23 protein-coding genes are annotated in these 25,605 nt (G+C 66.3%); 18 read left to right on the top strand and 5 right to left on the bottom strand.

Annotated elements, in window-relative coordinates; genetic code table 11:
- The first annotated feature begins 858 nt into the window (after window positions 1-858).
- The 6 genes from BMZ43_RS21885 (at window position 859) to BMZ43_RS21860 (ending at window position 5,486) form a co-directional block, all read left to right on the top strand.
- Entirely contained in the window at window positions 859-1,698 is an 840-nt protein-coding gene (locus BMZ43_RS21885; protein WP_093256482.1) for an urease accessory protein UreD, read from the top strand.
- 83 nt (window positions 1,699-1,781) lie between these two features.
- The gene (gene ureA / locus BMZ43_RS21880; protein ID WP_007162996.1) at window positions 1,782-2,084 is read left to right on the top strand and encodes an urease subunit gamma; all 303 of its coding nucleotides are present in this window, start codon (window positions 1,782-1,784) and stop codon (window positions 2,082-2,084) included.
- Window positions 2,085-2,094: 10 nt separating this feature from the next.
- Window positions 2,095-2,604 (top strand): GNAT family N-acetyltransferase, encoded by a 510-nt coding sequence (locus BMZ43_RS21875; protein ID WP_093256480.1) that lies wholly within the window; start codon window positions 2,095-2,097, stop codon window positions 2,602-2,604.
- A complete protein-coding gene (locus tag BMZ43_RS21870) occupies window positions 2,601-2,906 on the top strand; it encodes an urease subunit beta (RefSeq protein ID WP_064307547.1) in 306 nt (101 codons plus the stop codon). The genes BMZ43_RS21875 and BMZ43_RS21870 overlap by 4 nt, the downstream gene beginning before the upstream one ends.
- Before the next feature lie 165 nt (window positions 2,907-3,071).
- Window positions 3,072-4,772: an urease subunit alpha gene (gene ureC, locus BMZ43_RS21865; RefSeq protein WP_093256478.1), complete on the top strand. Its 1,701-nt coding sequence runs from the start codon at window positions 3,072-3,074 to the stop codon at window positions 4,770-4,772.
- Window positions 4,773-4,955: 183 nt separating this feature from the next.
- The gene (locus BMZ43_RS21860) at window positions 4,956-5,486 is read left to right on the top strand and encodes an REP-associated tyrosine transposase (RefSeq protein ID WP_218189464.1); all 531 of its coding nucleotides are present in this window, start codon (window positions 4,956-4,958) and stop codon (window positions 5,484-5,486) included.
- Between the two features lie 337 nt (window positions 5,487-5,823).
- Here BMZ43_RS21860 and BMZ43_RS21855 read toward each other — a convergent pair whose 3' ends face one another.
- Entirely contained in the window at window positions 5,824-7,230 is a 1,407-nt protein-coding gene (locus BMZ43_RS21855) for an L-cystine transporter (RefSeq protein ID WP_093256474.1), read from the bottom strand.
- A 232-nt stretch (window positions 7,231-7,462) separates the two neighbouring features.
- Here BMZ43_RS21855 and BMZ43_RS21850 point away from each other — a divergent pair, with 232 nt between their 5' ends.
- The gene (locus BMZ43_RS21850; RefSeq protein WP_093256472.1) at window positions 7,463-7,792 is read left to right on the top strand and encodes a hypothetical protein; all 330 of its coding nucleotides are present in this window, start codon (window positions 7,463-7,465) and stop codon (window positions 7,790-7,792) included.
- Window positions 7,793-7,873: 81 nt separating this feature from the next.
- Window positions 7,874-8,422, top strand: a complete 549-nt coding sequence (locus tag BMZ43_RS21845) for a glutathione peroxidase (RefSeq protein ID WP_017642638.1) — start codon at window positions 7,874-7,876, stop codon at window positions 8,420-8,422.
- Window positions 8,423-8,760: 338 nt separating this feature from the next.
- On the opposite strand, the gene azu is transcribed toward BMZ43_RS21845, so the two are convergent.
- Window positions 8,761-9,210, bottom strand: a complete 450-nt coding sequence (gene azu, locus BMZ43_RS21840; RefSeq protein WP_017642639.1) for an azurin — start codon at window positions 9,208-9,210, stop codon at window positions 8,761-8,763.
- Window positions 9,211-9,541: 331 nt separating this feature from the next.
- Here azu and BMZ43_RS21835 point away from each other — a divergent pair, with 331 nt between their 5' ends.
- The 3 genes from BMZ43_RS21835 to BMZ43_RS21825 all read left to right on the top strand — a co-directional run bounded on the left by BMZ43_RS21835 (window position 9,542) and on the right by BMZ43_RS21825 (window position 12,009).
- Window positions 9,542-10,129: an LOG family protein gene (locus BMZ43_RS21835; protein WP_093256470.1), complete on the top strand. Its 588-nt coding sequence runs from the start codon at window positions 9,542-9,544 to the stop codon at window positions 10,127-10,129.
- A gap of 100 nt (window positions 10,130-10,229) precedes the next feature.
- Window positions 10,230-11,087: an SDR family oxidoreductase gene (locus BMZ43_RS21830; RefSeq protein WP_064307551.1), complete on the top strand. Its 858-nt coding sequence runs from the start codon at window positions 10,230-10,232 to the stop codon at window positions 11,085-11,087.
- 64 nt (window positions 11,088-11,151) lie between these two features.
- Complete coding sequence (locus tag BMZ43_RS21825) at window positions 11,152-12,009, top strand: glucose 1-dehydrogenase (protein ID WP_093256468.1); 858 nt, start codon at window positions 11,152-11,154, stop codon at window positions 12,007-12,009.
- A 520-nt stretch (window positions 12,010-12,529) separates the two neighbouring features.
- On the opposite strand, the gene BMZ43_RS21820 is transcribed toward BMZ43_RS21825, so the two are convergent.
- Together BMZ43_RS21820 and quiC are read right to left on the bottom strand one after the other, a co-directional pair.
- A complete protein-coding gene (locus tag BMZ43_RS21820; RefSeq protein ID WP_017642644.1) occupies window positions 12,530-13,186 on the bottom strand; it encodes a TetR/AcrR family transcriptional regulator in 657 nt (218 codons plus the stop codon).
- Between the two features lie 55 nt (window positions 13,187-13,241).
- Window positions 13,242-15,143, bottom strand: coding sequence for a 3-dehydroshikimate dehydratase QuiC (gene quiC, locus BMZ43_RS21815; RefSeq protein WP_068384253.1), 1,902 nt, complete (start codon window positions 15,141-15,143; stop codon window positions 13,242-13,244).
- Window positions 15,144-15,588: 445 nt separating this feature from the next.
- On the opposite strand from quiC, the gene BMZ43_RS21810 reads away from it, so the two are divergent.
- The 5 genes from BMZ43_RS21810 (at window position 15,589) to BMZ43_RS21790 (ending at window position 22,815) form a co-directional block, all read left to right on the top strand.
- A complete protein-coding gene (locus BMZ43_RS21810; RefSeq protein WP_093256466.1) occupies window positions 15,589-16,986 on the top strand; it encodes an MFS transporter in 1,398 nt (465 codons plus the stop codon).
- A 252-nt stretch (window positions 16,987-17,238) separates the two neighbouring features.
- Complete coding sequence (locus BMZ43_RS21805) at window positions 17,239-18,504, top strand: OprD family porin (RefSeq protein WP_093256464.1); 1,266 nt, start codon at window positions 17,239-17,241, stop codon at window positions 18,502-18,504.
- Window positions 18,505-18,653: 149 nt separating this feature from the next.
- Complete coding sequence (locus BMZ43_RS21800; RefSeq protein ID WP_064307554.1) at window positions 18,654-19,718, top strand: PA0069 family radical SAM protein; 1,065 nt, start codon at window positions 18,654-18,656, stop codon at window positions 19,716-19,718.
- 458 nt (window positions 19,719-20,176) lie between these two features.
- On the top strand, window positions 20,177-21,994 hold the full coding sequence (locus BMZ43_RS21795) for an alpha/beta hydrolase family protein (protein ID WP_093256461.1): 1,818 nt from the start codon (window positions 20,177-20,179) through the stop codon (window positions 21,992-21,994).
- Between the two features lie 86 nt (window positions 21,995-22,080).
- Window positions 22,081-22,815 (top strand): DUF502 domain-containing protein, encoded by a 735-nt coding sequence (locus BMZ43_RS21790; RefSeq protein ID WP_017642650.1) that lies wholly within the window; start codon window positions 22,081-22,083, stop codon window positions 22,813-22,815.
- On the opposite strand, the gene BMZ43_RS21785 is transcribed toward BMZ43_RS21790, so the two are convergent.
- Window positions 22,812-23,609 (bottom strand): SDR family NAD(P)-dependent oxidoreductase, encoded by a 798-nt coding sequence (locus BMZ43_RS21785; RefSeq protein WP_017642651.1) that lies wholly within the window; start codon window positions 23,607-23,609, stop codon window positions 22,812-22,814. The genes BMZ43_RS21790 and BMZ43_RS21785 overlap by 4 nt on opposite strands.
- 153 nt (window positions 23,610-23,762) lie before the next feature.
- On the opposite strand from BMZ43_RS21785, the gene BMZ43_RS21780 reads away from it, so the two are divergent.
- Together BMZ43_RS21780 and BMZ43_RS21775 are read left to right on the top strand one after the other, a co-directional pair.
- Window positions 23,763-24,206 (top strand): thiol-disulfide oxidoreductase DCC family protein, encoded by a 444-nt coding sequence (locus tag BMZ43_RS21780; protein ID WP_017642652.1) that lies wholly within the window; start codon window positions 23,763-23,765, stop codon window positions 24,204-24,206.
- Between the two features lie 129 nt (window positions 24,207-24,335).
- Window positions 24,336-25,601, top strand: a complete 1,266-nt coding sequence (locus tag BMZ43_RS21775; protein ID WP_017642653.1) for an Hsp70 family protein — start codon at window positions 24,336-24,338, stop codon at window positions 25,599-25,601.
- Window positions 25,602-25,605: the final 4 nt, after the last annotated feature.

Below are 25,605 nucleotides of genomic sequence, written 5' to 3'. Positions count from 1 at the left end.
GATTACTGAAGTCTGCTGAGACTTTTTGTTTCGCCCACCCGGGCGAGTCACTTTTGCCAATCGCGGCAAAAGTAACCAAAAACGCTTGCCCCGGACATCCGGCCCTTCGCTGCGCTCCGGGTCCGCTCACGCCAGCGCCGTTCCGGGGTCGGTCCAGATGGGCCGTCCATGGCCCACTGGACCTCTCGCCGCATCCATGCGGCTCGACCCACTCCACGACACTAGCGCTTGCCCTCCTGAACGGGGCGATTCGCCAGCCTGAAAGTGTTGGTTGAAGAACCATAAAAACCCGTAGCCCGTAGCGTGGACAACGGCGTCGCCTTGTCCACTGATAGTGTCGGTACCTTCCAGTGGAAAACGCTGCGCGGTTTTCCACGCTACAAACCTGTGAACATCCGGACATCAGGCTTGCGCCCCGTCCCCGTCAGTGAGGCCGAGTGTAGGTGTTGCGGAGGGGGATGCGAGGCAGGACGCCGAGCAAGGCGCGAGGGGCAGGAAGCCCCTTCGTGCCGTGCCCCGGAGCGGCGCCGGAGCGAGGGAGACGTAGCGAAGCGGAGTAACAGCCGCAGGCTGGCCCGAAGGGTGAGCGGAGCGAATCACCCGGAGCGCAGCGGAGGGCCGAAACGTGGGGTGTGCTTTCTTTTGCTTACTTTTCTTTGCACCGGGCGGCGATCCGCAAGCAAAGAAAAGTAAGTCGCCGGCCAGGCGAAACAGGAACCACATACAAAACTCAGCAAATAGCCCGGGCACCTATCCCGACGCCCTACATAGCGCCCCCGCTTCACAAATACCACCCACCCGGTCAGATTCTTGCAAGGGCCTCCCCAAACGGCCCAATCAGAACAATGACCACCCCCGATGACCTCTGCTCTGCCTCCTGCCCTCTTCACCCCCGCCTGGCTGGCGCGCCTGGAGCTGGCCTATGCCCGCCAGGGCGACTGGACCCGGCCGACCACCCGCCGCCACGTCGGCCCCTTGCGGGTGCAGAAACATCTGCACGCCGAAGGTCCCGAGGTCTGCCAGCACATCATCGTCCATCCACCGGGCGGCATCGCTGGGGGCGATCGGCTGGACATCGACGTCAGCGTCGGCGAGAACGCCTGGGCCCAGCTCACCAGCCCCGGGGCGGCCAAGTGGTATCGCGCCGACAGCGCAGCGCATCAGCAGATCGAGCTGCGCGTCGCCGCTGGCGCTACCCTGGAATGGCTACCCCAGGAGACCATCGTCTTCTCCGGCGCCCAGGCCCATCTCGCCACCCGTATCGAGCTGGCAGGCGACGCCCGCCTTTGCTACTGGGACATCGTCGCCCTGGGCCGCCCGGCCAGTGCCGAGCGCTTCACCGAGGGGCTGTTCCAGGCGCACCTGGACATCTGCCGCGACGGCACTCCGCTGTGGCATGAGCGCCAACGCCTGGTCGGCGCGGATCGGTTGCTGGACTCGCCCATCGGCCTGGCCGGTCAGCCGGTGTTCGCTACCCTGCTGATCACCGGCACCCTGGACGCCGACACCCTGGCGCGCTGCCGCGACCTCGCCCTGCCGGTACGCGGCGACCTGACCCAGCTGCCCGGCCTGGTGGTCGCCCGCTGCCTGGCCACCGAATCCCTGCAGGCCCGCGCCTGGCTGATCGAAGTCTGGCGCCTGCTGCGCCCGGCCCTGCTCGGCCGCGCCGCCATGCCGCCACGGATCTGGAGCACCTGAGGCCGCGACACTCTTGTAGGCGCGGCCCATGGCCGCGATGATCGACCGACTTTCCTTGACCGAACCTGCCAACCGGAACACGCATGGACCTGACGCCCCGCGAAAAAGACAAGCTGCTCATCTTCACCGCCGGCCTGGTGGCCGAACGCCGCCTGGCGCGTGGGGTGAAGCTCAACTACCCGGAAGCCATGGCGCTGATCTCCGCCGCCCTGCTCGAAGGCGCCCGTGACGGTCGCACCGTGGCCGAGCTGATGCACTACGGCACCACCCTGCTGACCCGCGACCAGGTGATGGAAGGCGTTCCGGAGATGATCCCGGAGATCCAGGTGGAAGCCACCTTCCCCGACGGGACCAAGCTGGTCACCGTCCACCAGCCGATCGCCTAGGGAGACCGCCATGAGTCTGATCGTCCGCGACGCCACGCCTGCCGACCTGCCGGCCGTGCTGCACATCTACAACGACGCCGTCAGCAACACCACGGCGATCTGGAACGAGACCCCGGTGGACCTGGCCAACCGCCAGGCCTGGTTCGACCTGCGTGCCGACCAGGGCTACCCCATCCTGGTCGCCGAGAATGCCGACGGCGCGGTGGTGGGCTATGCCTCCTTTGGCGACTGGCGGCCCTTCGAGGGCTTTCGCCACACCGTCGAGCACTCGGTCTACATCCACCCAGACCAGCGCGGCCAGGGCATCGGGCCGCGCTTGATGACAGCGCTCATCGAGCGCGCCCGCGCCTGCGACAAGCACGTGATGGTGGCCGCCATCGAGAGCGGCAACCAGGCCTCCATCCGCCTGCACGAGCGACTGGGCTTCATCACCACCGGGCAGATGCCCCAGGTCGGCACCAAGTTCGGTCGCTGGCTGGACCTTACCTTCATGCAACTGATGCTGGAGCAGCGCCCATGATCCCCGGCGAATACCAGATCCAGGACGGCGATATCGAACTCAACGCCGGCCGCCGCACCCTGAGCCTGACCGTCGCCAACAGCGGCGATCGGCCGATCCAGGTGGGCTCCCACTACCACTTCCACGAGACCAATGACGCCCTGCTGTTCGATCGCGCCCTGGCCCGCGGCATGCGCCTGAACATCGCCGCCGGCACCGCCGTGCGCTTCGAGCCGGGCCAGAGTCGCGAGGTGGAGCTGGTCGAGTTGGCCGGCCTGCGCACCGTCTACGGCTTCGCCGGGCGGGTGATGGGGAAGCTGTAGGGGTACTCCGGCTCTTCGCCTTTTACGCGCTCCCTCACCCCAACCCTCTCCCAAGGGGAGAGGGGGCTCAAGAACAGACACCGAGCCCCCGCTCTTCCCCCTCTCCCTCCGGGAGAGGGTCGGGGTGAGGGCCAACCGGACCACCTATATTCGGGATCAACACCTATGAAAATCTCCCGCCAAGCCTATGCCGACATGTTCGGCCCCACCACCGGCGACCGGGTGCGCCTGGCCGATACCGAGCTCTGGATCGAGGTCGAAGAAGACCACACCGTCTACGGCGAAGAAGTGAAATTCGGCGGCGGTAAGGTCATCCGCGACGGCATGGGTCAGAGCCAGCTGCTGGCGGCCGAGGTGGTCGACACCGTCATCACCAACGCCCTGATCGTCGATCACTGGGGCATCGTCAAGGCCGATGTCGGCCTCAAGCAGGGCCGCATCCACGCCATCGGCAAGGCCGGCAACCCGGATATCCAGCCCGGTGTCAGCGTGCCCATCGGCGCCGCCACCGAGGTCATCGCCGGCGAGGGCATGATCCTCACCGCCGGTGGGATCGACTCGCACATCCACTTCATCTGCCCGCAGCAGATCGAAGAGGCGCTCATGAGCGGCACCACCACCATGATCGGTGGCGGCACCGGCCCGGCCACCGGCACCTATGCCACCACCGTGACCCCCGGTCCCTGGCACATGGCGCAGATGCTCAAGGCCGCCGACGCCTTCCCGATGAACATCGGCTTCACCGGCAAGGGCAACGCCAGCCTGCCCGGGCCGCTGGAGGAGCAGGTGCGCGCCGGCGCCATCGGCTTGAAACTCCACGAGGACTGGGGCACTACCCCCGCCGCCATAGACAACTGCCTGGCGGTAGCCGATCGCTTCGACATCCAGGTGGCCATCCACACCGACACCCTCAACGAATCCGGTTTCGTCGAGACCACCCTGGGCGCCTTCAAAGGTCGCACCATCCACACCTACCACACCGAGGGCGCCGGGGGCGGCCACGCGCCGGACATCATTAAGGCCTGCGGCTTCCCCAATGTGCTGCCCAGCTCCACCAACCCGACGCGGCCCTTCACCAAGAACACCATCGACGAGCACCTGGACATGCTCATGGTCTGCCACCACCTGGACCCGAGCATCGCCGAGGACGTGGCCTTCGCCGAGAGTCGCATCCGCCGCGAGACCATCGCCGCCGAGGACATCCTCCACGACCTCGGCGCCTTCGCCATGATCAGTTCCGACAGCCAGGCCATGGGCCGCGTCGGCGAGGTCATCACCCGCACCTGGCAGACCGCCGACAAGATGAAGAAGCAGCGCGGCCCACTGCCCGAGGACGCCGCTGGCAACGACAATTTCCGGGTCAAGCGCTACATCGCCAAGTACACCATCAACCCGGCGATCACCCATGGCATCAGCCACGAGGTGGGTTCCATCGAGGTGGGCAAGTTCGCCGATCTGGTGCTCTGGCGCCCAGCCTTCTTCGGCGTCAAGCCAACGCTGATCCTCAAGGGCGGCGCCATCGCAGCCAGTCTGATGGGCGACGCCAACGCCTCCATCCCCACCCCGCAACCGGTGCACTACCGCCCGATGTTCGGCAGCTACGCCGGCATGCTCCACGACACCAGCCTGACCTTCATCAGCCAGGCCGCCTTCGAGGCCGGGGTGCCGGAGCAACTGGGGCTGAAGAAGCGCATCGGGGTGGTCAAGGGCTGCCGCACCGCGCAGAAGAGCGATCTCATCCACAACGACTATCTGCCCACCATCGAGGTCGATCCGCAGAACTACCAGGTCAAGGCCGACGGCCAGCTGCTCTGGTGCGAACCGGCCGAAGTGCTGCCGATGGCACAGCGGTATTTTCTGTTCTAGAGGGGCCTGTTCTAACGACGCACAGGGAATGTTGGGCTTCGCTACGCTCAGCGCCAACCTACATTGCGCGCTCCGTAGGTTGGCGCTGAGGCAGCTTCATGGCCGAAGCCCAACGATGCGCATGGCTATGCCAGGCGTAGCCAAGGCCTCTAAACTGCGACTTTCCATTCACCAAGGACGGTGATCTTGGACTATCGACGCAGCCGTGCCGCGGGTGGTACGTTCTTCTTCACGGTCAACCTCAACGACCGCTCCTCTACTCTACTCGTCGATCACATCGGCGCGCTGCGGCAGGCGATACGCCAGGCGAAAGCCCAGCATCCCTTCGACATCCTTGCCATGGTTGTCCTGCCCGATCACTTGCACGCGCTCTGGTGCCTGCCGGAGGGCGACTGGAACTATCCCCTGCGCTGGAGCCTGATCAAGGCAGGCTTCTCCCGTCAGTTACCGCCGCTTGAAACGGTGAATCTGTCGCGACGACTGAAACGCGAACGCGGCGTCTGGCAAAGACGCTATTGGGAGCACCGGATTCGGGACGAGCAGGATCTGCAGCGGCATCTCGACTACATCCATTTCAATCCGGTGAAGCATGGCCATGCGCGAAGCGCGGTGGAGTGGCCCTATTCGTCCATCCGTCGCTATGTGCGAGCAGGCGTCCTGCCAGCGGATTGGGCAGGACAGCACGATGAGGAATGGGCGGTGGGCGAGCGGTGAGGGTTGGTCGTGTTGGGTTCGCTACGCTCAGCGCCAACCTACGCGGTTCAACCATCCACGTTGTACCCAGTCAACATGGGGCACCCGTAGGTTGGGCTGAGGCGGCTCCATCGCCGAAGCCCAACACACCGCAGCAGGCATGGGCACCATTGGGGTTGGTCGTGTTGGGCTTCGCTACGCTCAGCGCCAACCTACGCGGTTCAACCATCCACGTTGTACCCAATCAACATGGGGCACCCGTAGGTTGGGCTGAGGCGGCTCCATCGCCGAAGCCCAACATGACGTAGCAGGCATGGGCACCGTTGGGCTTCGCTTTCGCTCAACCCAACCTACGGACTCAGCCGCGGCTGACCGGCGCCGCCGGGGCTTCCGCGCGGTCGTCGCGGTCGTAGGCGGCCTTGTCCAGCTGGCCCATCCAGCGCGCGGTCAGGGTGCCGGCGGTCATGGAGCCGTTGACGTTGAGCGCGGTGCGGCCCATGTCGATCAGGGGCTCGATGGACACTAGCAGCGCCACCAGGGTGACCGGCAGGCCCAGGGCCGGCAGCACGATCAGGGCGGCGAAGGTGGCACCGCCACCTACGCCCGCCACACCCGCCGAACTCAGGGTGACGATGCCCACGAGCGTGGCGATCCACAGCGGATCGAAGGGATCGATGCCCATGGTGGGCGCGATCATCACCGCCAGCATGGCCGGATAGAGACCGGCGCAGCCGTTCTGGCCGATGGTGGCGCCAAAGGAGGCGGCGAAGCTGGCGATGGCCGGCGGCACGCCGAGGCGCTCGGTCTGGGCCTCGATGTTCAGCGGGATGGTCGCCGCGCTGGAGCGGCTGGTGAAGGCGAAGCTCAGCACCGGCCAGACCTTGGGAAAGAAGCGCGCTGGCGACAGGCCGCTCAGGGTCAGCAGCAGCGCATGCACGCCGAAGAGGATGGCCAGGCCCAGGTAGGAGGCGATCAGGAAGGTGCCCAGCTTGAGCACGTCCTGGGGGCTGGCGGTGGCGACCATCTTGGTCATCAGCGCCAGCACGCCATAGGGGGTCAGTTGCAGCAGCAGGCGTACCAGCTTCATCACCCAGGCCTGGAGCACGTCGATGCCGGCCAGCACCTTCTCGCCACGGACCGGATCGTCGCGCTGCAGGCGCAAGGCGGCGACGCCGAGGAAGGCGGCGAAGATCACCACGCTGATGATGGAGGTGGGACTGGCGCCCGTGAGATCGGCGAAGGGATTCTTCGGAATGAAGGACAGCAGCAACTGGGGCACCGACAGGTCCGCCACCTTGCCGACATAGCTGTTCTGCAGGGTGGTCAGACGTGCGGTCTCCTGGACGCCCTGCACCAGGCCCTCGGCGCTCAGGCCGAACAGCCAGGTGACCAGCACCCCGACCAGGGCGGCGATGGCGGTGGTGAACAGCAGGGTGCCCAGAGTCAGCAGGCTGATGCGACCCATGGAAGAAGCCTCGCGCAACCGCGCCACGGCGGCCAGGATGGAGGCGAACACCAGCGGCATGATGCTCATCTGCAGCAGCTGCACATAGCCGTTGCCGACCAGGTTGAACCAGCTGATGGAGGTCTTGAGCACCGGGGCGTCATGCCCGTAGACGAGTTGCAGCACCAGGCCGAAGGCCACGCCCAGGGCGAGGCCGATGAAGACGCGCACGGCCAGGCTCCAGCCGGTGTTGCGGGTACGCGCCAGCAGGCCGAGCAGCACGGCGAAGGCGAGGAGGTTGAGGACGAGAGGCAGATTCACACGAGGTCTCCAGAACGGCGCCCGGCGCGGCCGCCGGACGAGAGGCGGGCGATGGTAGCAGCTCGGGCCGCCTGGGCTTAGATCGAGGCGCTATCACCTGATAACCCTGGGACCTTGGGAGGAGCGGTTCTATCGCCGGGGCGAACGGTATTTCCGTCGTGCCCGGCGCTGCTAGAGTGCGTCCCGTCGGGAAACGATGCCCGACGCTGCCAACCAGAAAAGGAGTCACCCCATGCAACGTTTCGCCAAGCTCGCCGCTTCCTTCGCCCTCGCCGCCGCCGTCGCCGGCTGCACCGGCACCGCGATGAAGACGCAGAACCTGGATCCGTCGCAGTACACCGTCGTCGGTCATGGCGAAGGCAAGGCTACCGGTATCATGCTGTTCCAGATCATCCCGATCCAGCAGAACGATCGCTTCGTGCGCGCCCAGCAGGCCGCCATCAAATCCCGCGGCGGCGATGCCCTGATCAACACCCAGGTGCAGGAAAACTGGTTCTGGGCCTGGGTCCTGAATGGCTACACCACCACCGTTTCCGGCGACGTGGTCAAGCTCAAGCGCTGAGCCCCACTCGACCGACAGGCGCCGCCCATCGAGGCGGCGTTTTTGCGCTAGGCTGGTCGCTTCTCCCCGAGGAAGCCGACCATGACCGCGACCCTGATGAAACTCCCGCTGCAATCCATCGACGGCGAAACCCTGACCCTGGAACGCTACCTGGGCAAGGTGCTGCTGGTGGTGAACGTCGCCTCCAAGTGCGGCCTCACCAGCCAGTACGAAGGCCTGGAACGCCTTTACGAGACCCAGCGCGAGCGCGGTCTGGAAGTACTCGGCTTTCCCGCCAACAACTTCAAGCAGCAGGAGCCCGGCAGCGACGCCGAGATCAAGGAATTCTGCACCCTCACCTACGGCGTGCAGTTTCCGCTGTTCGCCAAGCTCAGCGTGGTGGGTGAAGACCAGCATCCGCTCTATGCCGAACTGACCCAGGCGCAGCCCGAGGCCACCGGCGACGGCCCCTTCCGCGAGCGCATGCTGAGTCGGGGTGGCACGCCCAATCCCAAGCCCGAGGTGCTGTGGAACTTCGAGAAATTCCTGATCGGGCGCAATGGGGAGGTGGTGGGTCGTTTCGCGCCCGACGTGACGGCGGATGATCCGCGGTTGGTGGAGGCCATCGAGAAGGAATTGGCCAAGGGTTGAGGTCGGGGTGCCAGTAGGTTGGGTTGAGCGTTAGCGAAGCCCAACGGTGTTAGGGTCAACCTTCAATCTTGGTGCCCTAGCTGATTATCGAGTTTTGCTGGCACTTCTTGTTTCGCTCTCTCGAGCGAGTCACTTTTGCCAGTCGCGGCAGCGCGCCCCAGACAAAAGTAACTCGCCCGGGTGGGCGAAACAAAAGCCATCAGAGCACTCGATAATCAGCTAGTGCACCAACAAGCCCTGGCAATGGCTATGTATTGTTGGGCTTCGCTAACGCTCAACCCAACCTACATGAATCTTCTGCTCAAGAAGTCGGACTGCGACAGTCAGCCCGCCCTCTCTTATCCCCGCTGCAACACCCCGCGCATGGACCCGAAATGCCCGGGGAAGGAACAGAAGAAGGTGTACTCCTTGCCCGCTTCCAGAACGCCGGTATCGAAGGTCACCGCGTCCTTCTCGCCACCGCCCAGCATGCGGGTGTGGGCAATGACGCGTTCGTCGCCCTCGGGCAGATAGCCCTTGGCCTCCCCAGCGCTCATGCCCGCGGCGTCGACGGCCGAGGCGTCGGTGGCGCGGGTCAGGACCCAGTTATGGCCCATGACGTTCTTCGGCAGGCTGCCGTTGTGGATCAGCTCGACGGTAAAGGTCTTGCACGAAGCCGGGACCTGGATCGAGGCGCGGCTGTAGGTCATCTGGTCGCCGGCTTCGATCTGGGTGGTACAGCTGTCGGCGGCCCAGGCGCCGGTACTTCCCAGGACGAACAAAGCGGCGGCAAAAAGCGTGGATTTCATGAACCCTCCGGATGCGTGAAAGTCGCCAGTCAGACCGATGCGAGGGTGGCGGGTTCCAGCGATCATGGCAAGGGAGCCGCTCCGCTCTATCGCCTCCATCGAAACCTTTGCCGGGTCGTCGGGCCTTACCTCTAGGTACTATCTCCCTCATTATCCGCCAGCCAAGGACGCCCGCCATGACCCTTACCGCCCTGCTGCACGAGTTGTTCGCCAGCTATGCCCAGGCCGCCAGCGGCAATGCGCCGGAAGAGGCTTCTCTCGCGCGATGACGGTGCTTTGATCGCGCGTGGCGGGCAGCTAGGCTAGGCGTTTTGCCTGCCTAGGAGTCTCCATGTCGCTGAAAACCGTCTGTGTCTTCTGTGGCGCCAAGCCCGGCGCCTCGCCCGTCTTCGCGGAAGCGGCCGCGCGCCTGGGTCGTACCCTCGCCGAGCGTGGCCTCACCCTGGTCTACGGCGGTGGCAAGGTCGGCCTGATGGGTGTGGTCGCGGATGCTGCCCTGGCCGCCGGTGGCGAGGTGATCGGCATCATTCCCCAGAGTCTCAAGACCGCCGAGCTGGGCCATACCGGCTGCACGCGTTTGGAAGTGGTCGACGGCATGCATGCGCGCAAGGCGCGCATGGCGGAGCTGGCCGATGCCTTCATCGCCCTCCCCGGCGGCCTGGGCACCCTGGAAGAGCTTTTCGAGGTCTGGACCTGGGGGCAGCTCGGCTACCATGCCAAGCCCATGGGCCTGCTGGAGGTCGACGGCTTCTATGCCCAGCTGGAGGGCTTCCTCGATCACCTGGTGGCCCAGGGCTTCGTCGCCGCGCCGCATCGCGCCATGCTGCAAGTGGAAGACTCGCCGAACGCGCTGCTGGACGCTCTCGCCGCCTGGCAACCCACGGTGCCGCCGCGCTGGGCGGAATCGGCTCCGCGCTGATCTGGCTACACCGCCCGTCTCGGGTCTCGAACCCTCGCCGCTTGTGGCCTGTCGGTACTGACAGGCCCGCAAACGTTTCAAGAGCGACGAGGATTCTCCCATGACCGATTTTCCCAAAGCCCCCATGCCGGAACAGCAACAAGAGGTTCCCGGCCTGCAATCGCGCATGAATCCGGTCCCGGATTGCGGTGAACAGAGCTACAAGGGCTCCGGCCGCCTGACCGGCAAGAAGGCGCTGATCACCGGTGGCGACAGTGGCATCGGCCGCGCCGTGGCCATCGCCTTCGCTCGCGAGGGCGCCGATGTCGCCATCAGCTACCTGAACGAACACGAAGACGCCGAGGACACCGCCCGCTTGGTGCGCGAAGCCGGCCGCGAAGCCCTGTTGCTGCCGGGCTGCCTGTCCAAGCGCGAGCAGTGCCTGGCGGTGGTGGACCAGACCGTGGCCGCCTTTGGCCGCATCGATGTGCTGGTCAACAACGCCGCCTTCCAGATGACCCACGAGACCCTCGAAGAGATTCCCGACGACGAGTGGGTCTACACCTTCGATGTGAACATCACCGCCATGTTTCGCATCACCCAGGCCGCGCTAAAGCACATGGGCCAGGGTGGCTCCATCATCAACACCACCTCGGTGAACTCGGACATGCCGCGGCCGACGCTGCTGGCCTATGCCACCACCAAGGGCGCCATCGCCAACTTCACCGCGGGCCTGGCGCAGCTGCTTGGCGAGAAGGGTATCCGCGCCAACAGCGTGGCTCCCGGTCCCATCTGGACCCCGCTGATCCCCGCCACCATGCCACCGGAGCAGGTCAAGGAATTCGGTGGCAACACCCCGCTGGGCCGCCCCGGCCAGCCGGTGGAGCTGGCGCCGGTTTACGTGATGCTGGCGTCCGACGAATCCAGCTACACCTCGGGCGCGCGCATCGCCGTCACCGGCGGCAAGCCGATCCTCTAAATGCCCCCTGCGCACCCCGGCACGCGCCGGGGTTGCCCTTCTCGTCTGCATTCGGAGTCCTCTCGTGAGCGAACATCCCAAACCACCCCTCAAACCCCAACCCCAGACCTTTCCCGGCTCCGAAGCGCGCATGGATCCGCAGCCCGACAGCGGCGCCGCGAGCTACCGCGGCTCGGGTCGCCTGGCAGGCAAGAAGACCCTGATCACCGGTGCCGACAGTGGTATCGGCCGCGCCGTGGCCATCGCCTTCGCCCGGGAAGGCGCCGATGTCGCCATCGCCTACCTGGACGAGCACGAGGATGCCCAGGAGACCGCTCGCCTGGTCACCGAGGCGGGTCGCCAGGCCGTGCTCTTGCCGGGCGATCTGGCCGAGCGCCAGACCTGCCTGGACGTGGTGCAGAAAACCGTGGAGGCCTTTGGCCGCATCGACGTACTGGTCAACAACGCCGCCTTCCAGCAGGTGCGCGACAGCCTCGACGAGATTCCCGACGAGGAATGGGTGCATACCTTCAACGTGAACATCCATGGGATGTTCCGCATCACCCAGGCGGCGGTGAAACACATGTCGCGCGGAGGCTCCATCATCAACACCGCCTCGATCAATGCCGACATCGCCCCGCCGACCCTGCTGGCCTATTCGGCCACCAAGGGCGCCATCGCCAACTTCACCGCGGGTCTGGCGCAGCTGCTCGGCGAGAAAGGCATCCGTGCCAACAGTGTGGCCCCGGGCCCAATCTGGACGCCGCTGATCGTCAGCACCATGAAGCCGGACGAACCGGAGCAATTCGGTAGCAGCACGCCCCTGGGGCGTCCCGGCCAGCCGGTGGAGCTGGCGCCGGCCTATGTGCTGCTGGCGTCGGACGAAGGCAGCTACATCTCTGGCGCCATGCTGCCGGTGACGGGCGGGATGCCGGTGCTCTAAGGGTTTGCTGGGGGGCCGGGGTTTGCCCTCACCCCAGTCCTCTCTCCGAGGGAGAGGAGGTTGGCAGGTCGTAGGTTGGGTTGAGCGCAGCGAAGCCCAACGCAGGATATCCAGCAGCGTTGGGCTTCGACGATGGAGCCGTCTCAACCCAACCTACGAGGCTGGGGTGCCTGGGTTTGCCCTCACCCCAGCCCTCTCCCAGAGGGAGAGGGGTAGCTCCGTAGGTTGGGTTGAGCGCGGCGAAGCCCAACGCGGGATATCCGGCAATGTTGGGCTTCGACGATGAAGCCGTCTCAACCCAACCTACGAGGTTAAGGTGCCTGGGTTTGCCCTCACCCCAGCCCTCTCCCAGAGGGAGAGGGGTCGCCCCGTAGGTTGGGTTGAGCGCAGCGAAGCCCAACGCCAGATATCCAGCAGCGTTGGGCTTCGACGATGAAGCCGTCTCAACCCAGCCTACGAGGCTTGCTCTCTCCGATAGAAGATTGTCGGGCGCCCTCTGGGTGAGGGTCGCGCAGATGCCCTACGGCTGCAGGTAGCGCACCATCGCATCGCCGATCATGGTCTTGTGCCGCCGCAACACCGCCGGTGCTTCCATGTCGATGTCGTGGATGCGGCCGAAGGTGTGGCGGTTGGAGACGCGGTAGAAGCAGAACGAACACATCAGCAGGTGCACATCCACGGCATCAAGACCGCTGCGGATGTCACCGCTGGCTTCGCCGCGGACCAGGATGCGGCGCAGGGCTTCTAGGGCCGAGGAGTTGAGGCTGGAGATGGTCTCCGACTGCGCCAGGTGGCGACCGCGGTGGATGTTCTCGATGCTCACCACGCGGATGAAGTCGTCGTGACTGCGGTGGTGCTCGAAGAGGAACTCCGCCAGGGTGCGGATCGCCTCCAGCGGCGGCAGCCGGTCCAGCGGCAGTTCGGCCTCGTTGCCGCGCACGTCGCTGTAGAGCTTTTCCAGCACCGTCAGGTAGAGCTGCTCCTTGCTGCCGAAGTAGTAGTAGATCATCCGCTTGGAGGTATGGGTGCGCTCGGCGATGGCGTCCACCCGCGCACCGCTCAGGCCCAGATCGGCGAACTCGGCCACGGCGGCGGCGAGGATGGCCTGGCGGGTCTTTTCGGGATTGTTCTTGCGCGGCGTACGGAGCGCGGGCGCGAGCGCCGGGGTGTCCTGCATCGGGTCTGACTCTTGGCTGGGGAGAGATGCGGGTACCCACAGGTACCCGCCTGGCTCAGAATTCCAGGGGCGCCGGGCGACCCTGGCGGGCCTGCAGCATGGCCGCCAGGCGGACCGGGCTGTTGGCGGCGCCGTAGCCACTGTAATCCTTGCGCTGGAGGATTTCGAAGAAGAATCGGTCGGCGAAGGACTCGGTATAGACGTGGAACAGCTCGCCACCCTGGGCGTCACGGTCGTAGAGCACGTTGTAGTAGGCCAGGCGACTGAGGAAGTCGTCGTCGAAATCGAAGCGCGCCCCCAGGTCGTCGTAGTAGTTCATTGGGATCTCCAGCAGGGGCACCCCGGCGGCCTTGGCCTGTTCCACCGCCTGGAAGATGTCCTGGCAGGCGAAGGCGATGTGGTGCACCCCCGAGCCGCGATAGCTGGACAGCGCCCGGGCGATGGCGGTGTTGCGATTCTCCGAGATGTTCAGCGCCAGGCGCACGCTGCTCTGGCGATTCTTCAGGGCGCGGCTCTTGACCAGGCCATAGGGATCCGGGACCACCACCTCGTCGTCGGCGCTGAAGTCGAACAGGCTCTTGTAGAACAGCACCCAGCTGTCCAGGGCATCGGCGGGCAGAGCGATGGCCACGTGATCGACATGGGTCAGCCCGAGGCCACCGCTGGCGCCGGCGCTGACATCGAAGTCGGTGTCGTAGAGACTGCGGCCATCCGCGCCGCGATCGGCGAGATAGATCAGGCTGCCGTCCGGCGCCCGCACCGCCGGGATCTCCCGCTCGTTGGGGCCGACCAGGCCGCGATAGGGCTGCGCCCGGTATTGCTGGGCGCGCTCCAGGGCGGCCTGGCTATCCGGTACCCGTAGCGCCATGGCGCACAGCGAAGGGCCATGGGCCTCGAAGAAGTTGTGGCCGAAGGAATAGGGTTCGGCGTTGAGCACCAGGTTGATCTCGCCCTGGCGCAACAGGGTGACGTTCTTCGAGCGGTGCCGCCCGGCCTGGGCGAAGCCCAGCTTGCCCAGCCAGCGCGCCAGTTCGGCACCATGGCCGTCGTCCACGGCGAATTCGAGGAATTCGGTGCCTTCCAGGCGCGGCGCCTCGGGTGGAGCGAACAGCGGCGCCGCCACCGGAGTCTCGTCGCGCTGCAGCCGCGCGGCGGTCTGCTCTTCCAGATAGAGCAGGGACCTCAGGCCATCGGCGGCGGTGGCGCGGGTCTGGGCGGCGCGGAAACCGTCGTTGAAGATCTCCAGCGACAGCGGCCCCTGGTAGCCGGTCTGCAGGATGGGCGCGAGAAAACCGGCCAGGTCGAATTCGCCCTGCCCCGGGAAGCAGCGGAAATGCCGACTCCACTCCAGCACGTCCATCTGCAGCAGCGGCGCATCGGCCATCTGCACGAAAAAGATCTTGTCCCCGGGGATCTGGGCGATGCCCGCCGGATCACCGCCGATGGACAGGGTGTGGAAGCTGTCGAGCAGCACGCCGAGATTGGGATGGTCGACCGCCTTCACCAGGCGCCAGACCTGCTGCCAGGTGTTGACGTGGCGTCCCCAGGCGAGGGCTTCGTAGCCGATGCGCAGGCCGCGCGGGGCAGCGCGTTCGGCCAGCAGTTGCAGGTCGTCGGCGATCAGGCGTTCGTCGCCGAGGCTGTCGGCGGCGGTGTTGCTGCACACCAGGATGAGGTCGGTGCCCAACTCCTGCATGAGGTCGAACTTGCGCTCGGCGCGGTCGAGATTGCGCTGCAGGCGCTCGCGGCGATTGCCTTCGAAGTCGCGGAACGGCTGGAACAGGGTGATGGCCAGACCCAGGTCCTGGGCGCGCTGGCGGATCTCCCGCGGACTGGCGCCGGAATACAGCAGGTCGTTCTCGAAGATCTCCACACCGTCGAAGCCCGCCGCGGCGATGGCCTCGAGTTTCTCGGTCAGGGTGCCACTGATGGATACGGTCGCGATGGAACGCTGCATGCCGGTGCTCCTGGGTTGACGGCCACCGCGCATGCTACTGGCGGAGTGACCGGTATTCGTTAGGGTCTGGCACCGATTATTCGTGGCACCGCACGGCCCAACAATGGATTATGTACGAACCAGTTAGTTTCTGTTCGCTGATCGAACATTTGGTCATCTGGCGAATTGACCCGCCCCAGCGGCGCCTCGCACTATGGATCGCAGAGCCCAGCGCTCGTCGCTTCCGCCGCGTCGACCATAACAAGACAAACAAGAGTGTGCGTCCATGCCCCCGCTATCCACGTTATCCTGCGCCCCCCGTCTCGTCTGCAGCCCCACCGTGCTCGGTCGGCGACGGCCAGGCTAGGTCTTCCCGTCCTTTCCATCTTCGGCTCCCGCTGCCCGAGCGAGTTCGTGCGCGGCGCTGAAACCCTCCTGGCCTGACAATAAAATTCCGGAGACAACCATGGCCACTACCGCCTCCCCCACCCCCGGCTCCCAAGCCAAGAAAGCCACTGCCAGCGGCTGGATCGGCTCGGCACTGGAATACTACGATTTCTTCATCTACGCCCAGGCGGCGGCGCTGATCTTTCCGCAGATCTTCTTCCCCTCCAGCGATCCCAAGATGGCCATCGTCGCCTCCCTCGCCACCTATGGCGTGGGCTATCTGGCGCGGCCGGTCGGCGCCTTCGTGCTCGGTCACTGGGGCGATACCCGCGGCCGCAAGAACGTCCTGCTGCTGTGCATGTTCCTCATGGGCATCGCCACCATGGCCGTTGGCCTGCTGCCCACCTACCACCAGATCGGCATCCTCGCCCCCATCCTGCTGGTGGTGCTGCGCCTGATCCAGGGCTTCGCCGTGGCCGGCGAGATCTCCGGGGCCAGCTCCATGGTGCTCGAACACGCACCCTTCGGGCGGCGTGGCTACTATGCGAGCTTTACCCTGCAGGGCGTCCAGGCCGGTCAGGTACTGGCCGCGGCGATCTTCCTGCCGCTGGCCTACTTCATGCCCGCCGATGCCTTCAACAGCTGGGGCTGGCGCATCCCCTTCCTGCTCAGCGCCTTCGTCCTGCTGGCCGGTTTCATCATCCGCCGGGAAGTCCATGAGACGCCCGCCTTCGTCAAGGAAGAAGCCAAGGCCGAGACCGCCGCCGTGGCCAGACGCTCGCCCATCGGCGAAGCCCTGACCACCAGCTGGAAGGCCATGATCCTGGTGGCCCTGATGGCGCTGATGAACGTCATCCCGGTGGTGGCCACCATCTTCGGCGCCGCCTATGCGGTGCAGCCGGCCTACGGCATCGGCTTCGACAAGAGCGTCTATCTATGGATACCGGTGGTGGGCAACATCGTCGCGGTGCTGGTGATCCCCTTCGTCGGCAACCTCTCCGACCGCATCGGGCGGCGGCCGACCATGATCAGCGGTGCCCTGGGGTCGGGTCTGTTGGCCTTCGGTTACCTCTATGCCATCAGCATCCACAACCTGCCGCTGGCTTTCCTCATGTCGCTGCTGATGTGGGGCGTGGTCTACCAGGGCTACAACGCGGTGTTCCCCAGCTTCTACCCGGAGCAGTTCCAGACCCGCTATCGCGTCTCGGCCATGGCCATCGCCCAGAACATCGGCACCATGTTCACCGCCATGCTGCCGGCGCTGTTCACCCTGGTCGCCCCGCCCGGCGCCGACAACATCTGGCTGGTGGTCGGTGGCCTGGCCTTCGGCGTGACCTGCCTGTCGGCCCTGGCGGCCTATCTGTCGCCGGAAACCTACCGGGTGCCCATGAGCGACCTGGGCAAGCCGGGCGCCGTGCAGATGGACAAGCACGCCTATGACACGGCCCGTCAGGACAGCCTCAAGGCCAGCGTCTGACCCCTCGCGAGCCCTCGCCTGGCGAGGGCTCCGCCCTGCTACCTTGGTAGCCTTGCCGTAAGACATACGTTGTCATATAACTATTCAGCCGAATGCGTCGGCCCTAGCTTTCCGATAATTCAAATAAGAAAGGAATCCCTCATGTCGCCTGCACCCTCCTAGCCGTACCTCGCGCCACCGTCCTACCCGCCCTCGTCAGATGCCGCCCCCGCGCCGGCAGGGCACCCCTTACCGACAAGAACAAGGAACACCATGAGCACTCGACTCGCTTCCGGCCGGCTCGCCCGTGCCTGCGCCGCCTTCGCCGCCCTGGCCAGCACCACACCGCTGTGGGCCGCAGACGGCTTCATCGAAGGCACCAAGGCCAATCTCAACCTGCGCAACTTCTACTTCAATCGCAACTTCGTCGATCCGGCCTACACCGCGCAGAGTAAGGCCGAGGAATGGACCCAGAGCTTCATCTTCGGCCTGACCTCGGGCTACACCCAGGGCCCGGTGGGCTTCGGCATCGATGCCCTGGGGCTCTACTCGGTCAAGCTCGACGGCGGCGCCGGCACCTACGGCACCCAGCTGCTACCGACCCATGCCGGCAACGAGCCGGCCAAGGACTTCGGCCGCCTGGCGGTGGCGGCCAAGGCCAAGGTCTCCAAGACCGATATCAAGGTCGGCGAGTGGTTCGCCGTGCTGCCGATCCTCAGATCCGACGACGGCCGCTCGCTGCCGCAGACCTTCCAGGGCGCCCAGATCCACTCCACCGAGATCCAGAACCTGGAACTCTGGGGCGGCCAGATGCGCCAGAACAGTCCGCGCAACGACGCCAGCATGGAAGACATGTTCATGCAGGGCCGCGCCAATGCCACCTCCGACCGCTTCAACTACGTCGGCGGCGAATACCGGTTCAACGAGAAGCGTACCCAGATCGGCCTCTGGTACGCCCAGCTCGAAGACATCTACAACCAGAAGTTCATCAACCTGATCCACTACCAGCCAGTGGGCAGCTGGACCCTGGGCGCCAACCTCGGCTACTTCATCGGCGACGACGACGGCTCGGCCCGCGCCGGTGCCCTGGACAACCGCACCGCCTATGCGCTGCTCTCGGCCAAGCAGGGCGGCGGCACCTTCTATGTCGGCCTGCAGCGCGTCAGCGGCGACAGCGCCTGGATGAGGGTCAATGGCACCAGCGGCGGCACCCTGGGCAACGACAGCTACAACTCCAGCTACGACAACGCCCGGGAACGCTCCTGGCAGGTGCGCTACGACCACAACTTCGCCGCCTTCGGCGTGCCGGGCCTGACCCTGATGAACCGCTACATCAGCGGCGACAACGTGCACACCGGCAGCATCACCGACGGCAAGGAATGGGGTCGCGAGTCCGAGGTGCAATACGAGGTGCAGAGCGGTCCGCTGAAGAAACTGCTGATCCGCTGGCGCAACTCCAGCATGAGACGCGACTACAGTGCCAGCGGCTCCTTCGACGAGAACCGCATCATCCTCAACTATCCGATCTCGGTGTTGTAGGGCGCAGTTTCGGCGGCGGCCCGGGTGGCCGCCGCTCGCGCCGACTGGACTCGTTGATAGCCGCTCCTACAGTCCACCCGACCGCTGCACCCTTGCCCCGATCCCTCAGGCCTTATACTGTACAAAGATACAGCTTTCGAGGCCTCCACATGACCCAGCCCCAGCGCCCGCCACGGGGTCGTGGCACCGCCAGCAATCCGCACAATCGCTTCGCCGCGACCCGCAGCGAAGCTGAGCACGATGGCTGGTATGACGAAGCCACCCCGCTGACCTTCACCACCTCGGTACGCCGGGAAACCGCCAAGACGGTGATCAGCCGCAATCAGTCGCCGGACGTGGGCTTCGATCGCTCGGTGAATCCCTATCGTGGCTGCGAGCACGGCTGCATCTACTGCTTCGCCCGCCCCTCCCACGCCTACTGGGATCTCTCGCCAGGCATCGACTTCGAGACCCAGCTGATCGCCAAGACCAACCTGGCGGAGCGTCTGGAAGCGGAGCTGTGCAAGCCGGGCTATCAGCCGCAACCCATCGCCCTGGGTATCAACACCGACGGCTACCAGCCCATCGAGCGCCAGTACCAGCTGACCCGCCAGGCACTGGAAATCCTGCTGCGCTATCGCCATCCGGTGACGATCATCACCAAGAGCGCGCTGATCCTGCGCGACCTGGATCTCTTCGTGCAGCTGGCCGAGCGCAACCTGGTACGGGTCGCCTTCAGCCTCACCACGCTGGACGATGACCTCAAGCGCGTCCTCGAACCGCGCACCGCGGCGCCCCAGGCCCGGCTGCGCGCCATGCGCACCCTGCACGAGCACGGGGTGCCGGTAAGCGCCCTGCTGGCGCCGATGATTCCCATGATCAACGACCATGAACTCGAAGCCCTGCTGGAGGCAGCCCGCGACCACGGCGCCCGCTCGGCCGGCTACACACTGTTGCGACTGCCACTGGAGATCGCCGACCTGTTCGAGGAGTGGCTGCAGACGCACTTTCCAGAACGCGCCGCCCATGTCATGAGCCTGATCCGCCAGTCGCGCGGCGGGAAGAACTACGACAGCCGCTTCGGCATCCGCATGAAGGGCGAAGGCCAGTTCGCCGAGCTCCTGGCCCAGCGCTTTCGCCTGGCCCGCCGCCGCTTCGGCCTGGAGCGCCGCGAGGGCGAAGGCCTGGATTGCAGCCAGTTCGCCCCGCCGGGGGAGCAGTTGGGGTTGTTTTAGCACGGGCGTCGAACGGGAACGGATTGCCCCTCACCCCAACCCTCTCCCGAGGGGAGAGGGGGAAAAGCAGCGCATGCCTCGTAGGTTGGGTTGAGCGCAGCGAAGCCCAACAGCCTGCACCCTCACCCCAACCCTCTCCCACAGGGAGAGGGGAAAAAGCGGCACACCCTCGTAGGTTGGGTTGAGCGCAGCGAAGCCCAACAGCCTGCACCCTCACCCCACCCCTCTCCCAAGGGGAAAGGGGGAAAAGCAGCGCACGCCTCGTAGGTTGGGTTGAGCGCAGCGAAGCCCAACAGCCTGACACCCTCACCCCAACCCTCTCCCAAGGGGAAAGGGGGAAAAGCAGCGCACGCTTCGTAGGTTGGGTTGAGCGCAGCGAAGCCCAACGGGCCGGCACGCCCCCCAGACCGTCCCACACAGCTGCTAGGCTAACGGCTGTTCCTACTTCCGGAGTCGCCATGACCGCCCCTACCTCGCTCACGCCGGCCCAGGCCGTTGCCGCCGGCATCGACTTCGCCGAACTCAAGGTCGATGCCAGTGGCCTCTACTGGAGTCAGTACGATCCCGCCGACGGCGCCACCCGGCTGTGGCTGCGCACATCCGGCGCTGCACCGCGGTGCCTCACGCCGGCAGGCTTCAGCCTGCGCAGCAAGGTCTATGAATACGGCGGCGGCGCCCTCTGCCTGGGTGACCAGGGACCGCTGTTCGTCAACGAAGCCGACCAGGCGGTCTATCGTCAGCCGCGAGAGGGCGGCGCGCCCGTATGGCTGGCCGGTGGCGAGGCCTGGCGCTATGGCGATCTGCACTGGGATGGCGTCAGGCAGCAGGTGCTGGCGGTCGAGGAGGATCACAGCGAGCAGCCGCCGCGGCATCGCCTGGTCGCCCTGCGCTCGGGCGGCGAGCGTCAGGTGCTCGCCGAGGGCGCGGATTTCTATGCGGCGCCGCGTACCAGCGCCGACGGCTGTCGACTGGCCTGGATCGAGTGGGACAGGCCGCACCAGCCCTGGACCCGCACCCGGCTGCTGGCGGCGACACTGGACAAAGAAGGTCAGCCCGTAGCGCCTAGCATCGTTTCAGCCGATCCCGAGGAGTCGCTGCAGCAGCCGCTCTTCGATGAGGATGACCAACTCTGGGCGCTGAGCGATCGCCAGGGCTGGTGGCAGCCCTGGTGCGAGTCCGCGGAGGGCTTCGCGCCCAGGCAGGCACCCGCGGCGGATCACGCGGCGGCGCCCTGGCAGCTGGGCGGTAGCAGCTGGTTGCCGACCGCGGAAGGCTGGCTGGCGACCTGGCAGGAAGACGGCTTCGGCCTGCTCGGCGAGCGCCGGGCAGCTGGCGAGGTCCGTCGCCTGGCCCCGGACTTCAGCCGTTTCCGCGGCCTGGCCCTGGACGAGACGCACTGCTACTGCATAGCCGCAGCGCCGACCCGGCCCTCGGCGGTGCTGGCCATCGACCGCCAGACCGGCGCGGTGGAGATCGTCACCGGCGGGGTGGCGCCCCTGGCGGACGCGGCCATCGTCACGCCCCAGCCGCTGAGTTATCCCAGCGGTGGCGAGCAGGCCCAGGGCTTTCTCTATCTGCCGGAAGGGCACGGCGAAGGTCCGCCACCGCTGCTGGTCAGCATCCATGGCGGCCCCACCTCCTGCACCTATCCGGTGTTCGATGCGCGTATCCAGTTCTGGGTCCGCCAGGGCTTCGCCGTGGCCGATCTCAACTATCGCGGCAGCAGCGGCCATGGCCGGGCCTATCGCCAGGCACTGCAGCTGCGCTGGGGCGAGGTGGACGTCGAGGATGCCTGCGCGGTGGTCGCGCACCTCGGCGCCCAGGGGCTGGTGGATCCAGCACGCGCCTTTATCCGCGGCGGCAGCGCGGGCGGCTATACCGTGCTCTGCGCCCTGGCCTTCCGCGACGTCTTTCGCGCCGGCGCCAGCCTCTATGGCGTCAGCGATCCCCTGGCGCTGGCCAAGGCCACCCACAAGTTCGAGGCGGACTACCTGGACTGGCTGATCGGCGATCCCGAGGCCGACCGCGCGCGCTACGAGGCCCGTACCCCGCTGCTGCACGCGGATGGCATCCAGGCGCCGGTGATCTTCCTGCAGGGCCTCAAGGATGCTGTGGTGGTCCCGGCCCAGACCGACGCCATGGCCGCGGCCCTGGAGGCGCGCGGCATACCGGTGGTGGTCAGGCGCTATCCCGATGAAGGCCATGGCTTTCGCCGAGCGGCCAACCAGGCCGATGCCCTGGAGCAGGAGGCCGCCTTCTATCGCCGCTGGCTGTGATCGAGGCGCGCTCAGAAAGTCGGTCCGGGCCGACGCTGAGCGCACCCGGGCCGTATAGAATGGCGCTTTAGCCGTCGAGTTCTTGCATGCCCTTCGTTCGCCGCAGTATCGAAAGCGTCGTCTCCACCTGGCTGGCCGGCCTGCTCTTGCTCCTGCCGCTGGTCCTGACCCTGGCGCTGATCGGCTGGATCGTCAGCTTCCTCAATGGGCTGATCGGCCCCAACACCACCCTGGGCCGGCTGTTCGTGGCGGTCGGTCACCCCTTCGTCGGCAACTCCCTGGCGGCCTATGGCCTCGGCACCCTGCTCTTGCTGGTACTGCTCTATCCGCTGGGACTGGCGGTCAAGCTGGGCCTGCGCCGGCCGCTGGGCTGGTTCGCCGACGTGACCTTCCGCCGCATTCCGGTGGTGGGCAAGCTCTATGGCCTGGCGGAGCGCTTCGTCGAGTTGCTCGATCGCAAGGAAGGGGGCGCGGATATCCGCGCCATGAGTCCGGTGTGGTGCTTCTTTGGCGGTCAGGGTGTGGCGGTGCTGGCACTGCTGCCCAATCCGGCGGTGATCGACATCGAGGGTCGCCACTATCACGCCGTGCTGGTGCCTTCGGCGCCGGTCCCCGTGGGCGGCGGGTTGCTCTATGTCCCGGTGGACTGGGTGAAACCGGCGGACATGGGCATCGACATGTTCACCAGCATCTATGTCTCCATGGGCATCACCCTGCCACCGGTGGTCAAGGATCGCCAAGTGGAGTTCATTCCCCTGGAAGAGGCCGTGCGCCGCCAGCAAGAAAACGGGACGGCCGAGGAGCCGCCCCGCTCGTCTTAGTTCTGCACGGCCTGGACCGAGCCCCCATCCACGCGCAGGTTGCTGCCGTTAATGAAGGAGCCGCGTTCGGACACCAGCAGGGCGATGGCCGCGGCCACCTCTTCCACCTGGCCGCGACGCTTCTGCACGATGCCGGGTCGTTCTTCGTCGAGGAAGCTTTCGATGGCTTCTTCGAAGGAGACCCCTAGTTCCTTGGCGCGTTTTTCCATCATGCCGTCGGTCATGCCGGTCTCGATGAAGGCTGGCGACACGGTGTTGCACAGCACGCCGTGGGCCGCTTCCTTGTAGGAGAGGTTCTTGATGAAGGCGGCCAGGGCGGCCTTGGCGACGTTGTAGACGGCCTCTTCCCAATAGGGCTGGACGGCGTTTTCCGACGTGATGCAGACGAAGCGACCCCAACCGCGCTTACGCATGCGCGGGATGGCGGCGCGGCCGACGCGCACGGCGGAAAAGAAGTCGGTAGCCCAGGCCTCCTCGTAGTCGGCATCGGCCAGCTCCAGGGGATCGCCCTTGGCGCCGGTGACGCCCGCGGTATGTACCACGATGTCGATCTGGCCGAAGCGGGCCTCGCCCTGCTCTACCAACTGGTCCACCGCGGCCTGGTCAGTCATGTCGGCGGCGATCAGCAGCGGCTCGCCCGGCAGGCCCTTGGCCGCCGCTTCCAACTTGTCCTGCTCCAGGTCGGAAAGCACCAGCTTGACGCCCTCTTCGGCCAACAGCTTAGCCGTGGCCAGCCCCATGCCACCACTGGCCCCCGTGATGAGGGCGACACGCCCCTTGATTCCCAGATCCATAGCGACCTCGTTGGTTGTTTGCGTGCAATGCCGTCATTCGGCGTCTCTGATTCCGACTCGCCACGGGGCGCCGTTGCGCTTACCGTTCGGCGGAAAGCGCAACGGCAGCCCCGCGTGCCGGTCCAGATAGACAAGTCCCCTGGGAAGATCACGATGCACGCCCCTCGCCTGCCCCTGACCCTCTTTCACGACGGCGCCTGCCCGCTGTGCGCCCGCGAGATCGCCTGGCTGCGCCGCCATGCCGACCCCAGCCAGCTGCACCTGGTGGATCTGGCCGCGCCGGACTACGAGGCGCAGGCGCCCGCCGATGCGCCGCCGCGCCAGGCCATGCTCGATCTGCTCCACGCCCGGGATGCCGATGGCTACTGGTTCAAAGGCCTGGACGCCACCTACTGGAGCTGGCGCACCGCAGGCCTCGGCCACTGGGCCCGACCGCTGGCCTGGCGGCCGTTGCGGCCGCTGCTGGAAATGGGCTATCGCCTGTTTCTCAAGCTGCGCCCAGGCCTGACCTGGCTGCCGCATCCTGAGGGCAGTCGGCGTTGCCAGGATGATGTCTGCACCCTGGAAGAGCCGCGCGACCGCTCGCGCAAGGGCTGACACCACCGTTCGCCTGCCATCGCTTCAGTCCTGCAGCAGCGCGGGTCAATCCTGCTGGCATCCGGCCAGGGTTCGCCTGGTCGCCGGTCTCAGCTAAACTGCGCGGCTGCTCGCGTTACGGATCCTGACATGTCTGCTGCTCAACCCGCCCGCGCCCTGGGCCTCGACTTCGGTACCTCCAACTCCACCGCCGGCTGGCTCAGGCCCGCCGGCGACGTCCTGCTGCCCCTCGAAGAAGGCAAGGCCACCCTGCCCTCGGTGATCTTCTTCAACGCCGAGGAACGCCGCCCGGCCTATGGTCGCCAGGCGCTGCACGAATACCTGGAAGGCTACGAGGGCCGCTTGCTGCGTTCGCTCAAGAGCCTGCTCGGTTCCAACCTGCTCAAAGGCGAGACCAGCATCCTCGGCAGCGCCCTGCCCTTCACCGAGGTGCTCGGCCTGTTTCTCGGCACCCTCAAGCAGCGCGCCGAACAGCAGGCCGATCGCCCCTTCGACGCCGTGGTACTGGGCCGTCCGGTGCACTTCGTCGATGACGATCCGGTCGCCGACCAGGAGGCCGAGGACACCCTGGCCGCTGTGGCGCGCCAGGTAGGTTTCAGCGATATCTCCTTCCAGTTCGAACCCCTCGCTGCCGCCTTCGACTACGAACGCAGCATCGAGCACGAAGAACTGGTGCTGATCGTCGACATCGGCGGCGGCACCTCGGACTTCTCCCTGGTGCGCCTGGCGCCGGAGCGCCGCAACCTGGCCGACCGCGCCGGCGACATCCTCGCCACCGGCGGCGTGCACGTCGGCGGCACCGACTTCGACCGCCAGCTGAGTCTGGAAGGCGTGATGCCGCTGCTGGGCTACGGCAGCGCCATGAAGAGCGGCGCCACCATGCCCACCAGCCACTACATCAACCTGGCGACCTGGCACACCATCAACGCCGTCTACGCCAAGAAGAGCGTGCTGGGCCTGCGCGACATGAGATACGACGCCCAGGACACCCGCTGCATGGATCGCCTGTTCAAGCTCATCGAACAGCGCGCCGGCCACTGGCTGGCGATCCAGGTGGAAGACGCCAAGATCGCCCTTACCGACGACTGGCGCCGCACCCTGCGCCTGGATCGCATCGAGACCGGCCTGGCCGCGGATCTGGAGAGGCCACTGTTCGATGCCGCCATCGCCCTGCAACTGGAACGCCTGAGCCGTGGCGTGGACGACCTGCTGGCCCGCGCCGATCTCGATCCGGCGCGGGTCGACAGCCTGTTCTTCACCGGCGGCTCCAGCGGCATCCCGGCACTGCGCCAGGCCCTCGCCAAGCGCTTCCCCGGCGCCCGCCTGGTGGACGGCGACCGCTTCGGCAACATCGGCAACGGCCTGGCCATCGAGGCGTTCAAGCGCTACGGCTAGAGCT

This window comes from Pseudomonas sp. Snoq117.2 (assembly GCF_900110545.1).
Classification (GTDB): domain Bacteria; phylum Pseudomonadota; class Gammaproteobacteria; order Pseudomonadales; family Pseudomonadaceae; genus Chryseomonas; species Chryseomonas benzopyrenica.
The sequence above is the reverse complement of the archived record's forward strand: the minus strand, read 5'-3'. Positions and strand labels throughout refer to the sequence as shown.

What these genes read in the sequence shown, in the direction of transcription:
- BMZ43_RS21835 (WP_093256470.1), top strand. Translation starts at nt 9,542, where the DNA reads ATGTCGCTGAAAACCGTCTGTGTCTTCTGTGGCGCCAAGCCCGGCGCC.
- BMZ43_RS21785 (WP_017642651.1), bottom strand. Translation starts at nt 23,609, where the DNA reads ATGGATCTGGGAATCAAGGGGCGTGTCGCCCTCATCACGGGGGCCAGT.
- BMZ43_RS21830 (WP_064307551.1), top strand. Translation starts at nt 10,230, where the DNA reads ATGACCGATTTTCCCAAAGCCCCCATGCCGGAACAGCAACAAGAGGTT.
- BMZ43_RS21845 (WP_017642638.1), top strand. Translation starts at nt 7,874, where the DNA reads ATGACCGCGACCCTGATGAAACTCCCGCTGCAATCCATCGACGGCGAA.
- BMZ43_RS21885 (WP_093256482.1), top strand. Translation starts at nt 859, where the DNA reads ATGACCTCTGCTCTGCCTCCTGCCCTCTTCACCCCCGCCTGGCTGGCG.
- BMZ43_RS21775 (WP_017642653.1), top strand. Translation starts at nt 24,336, where the DNA reads ATGTCTGCTGCTCAACCCGCCCGCGCCCTGGGCCTCGACTTCGGTACC.
- BMZ43_RS21795 (WP_093256461.1), top strand. Translation starts at nt 20,177, where the DNA reads ATGACCGCCCCTACCTCGCTCACGCCGGCCCAGGCCGTTGCCGCCGGC.
- azu (WP_017642639.1), bottom strand. Translation starts at nt 9,210, where the DNA reads ATGAAATCCACGCTTTTTGCCGCCGCTTTGTTCGTCCTGGGAAGTACC.
- quiC (WP_068384253.1), bottom strand. Translation starts at nt 15,143, where the DNA reads ATGCAGCGTTCCATCGCGACCGTATCCATCAGTGGCACCCTGACCGAG.
- BMZ43_RS21805 (WP_093256464.1), top strand. Translation starts at nt 17,239, where the DNA reads ATGAGCACTCGACTCGCTTCCGGCCGGCTCGCCCGTGCCTGCGCCGCC.
- BMZ43_RS21790 (WP_017642650.1), top strand. Translation starts at nt 22,081, where the DNA reads ATGCCCTTCGTTCGCCGCAGTATCGAAAGCGTCGTCTCCACCTGGCTG.
- BMZ43_RS21780 (WP_017642652.1), top strand. Translation starts at nt 23,763, where the DNA reads ATGCACGCCCCTCGCCTGCCCCTGACCCTCTTTCACGACGGCGCCTGC.
- BMZ43_RS21870 (WP_064307547.1), top strand. Translation starts at nt 2,601, where the DNA reads ATGATCCCCGGCGAATACCAGATCCAGGACGGCGATATCGAACTCAAC.
- ureA (WP_007162996.1), top strand. Translation starts at nt 1,782, where the DNA reads ATGGACCTGACGCCCCGCGAAAAAGACAAGCTGCTCATCTTCACCGCC.
- BMZ43_RS21850 (WP_093256472.1), top strand. Translation starts at nt 7,463, where the DNA reads ATGCAACGTTTCGCCAAGCTCGCCGCTTCCTTCGCCCTCGCCGCCGCC.
- ureC (WP_093256478.1), top strand. Translation starts at nt 3,072, where the DNA reads ATGAAAATCTCCCGCCAAGCCTATGCCGACATGTTCGGCCCCACCACC.
- BMZ43_RS21810 (WP_093256466.1), top strand. Translation starts at nt 15,589, where the DNA reads ATGGCCACTACCGCCTCCCCCACCCCCGGCTCCCAAGCCAAGAAAGCC.
- BMZ43_RS21820 (WP_017642644.1), bottom strand. Translation starts at nt 13,186, where the DNA reads ATGCAGGACACCCCGGCGCTCGCGCCCGCGCTCCGTACGCCGCGCAAG.
- BMZ43_RS21800 (WP_064307554.1), top strand. Translation starts at nt 18,654, where the DNA reads ATGACCCAGCCCCAGCGCCCGCCACGGGGTCGTGGCACCGCCAGCAAT.
- BMZ43_RS21875 (WP_093256480.1), top strand. Translation starts at nt 2,095, where the DNA reads ATGAGTCTGATCGTCCGCGACGCCACGCCTGCCGACCTGCCGGCCGTG.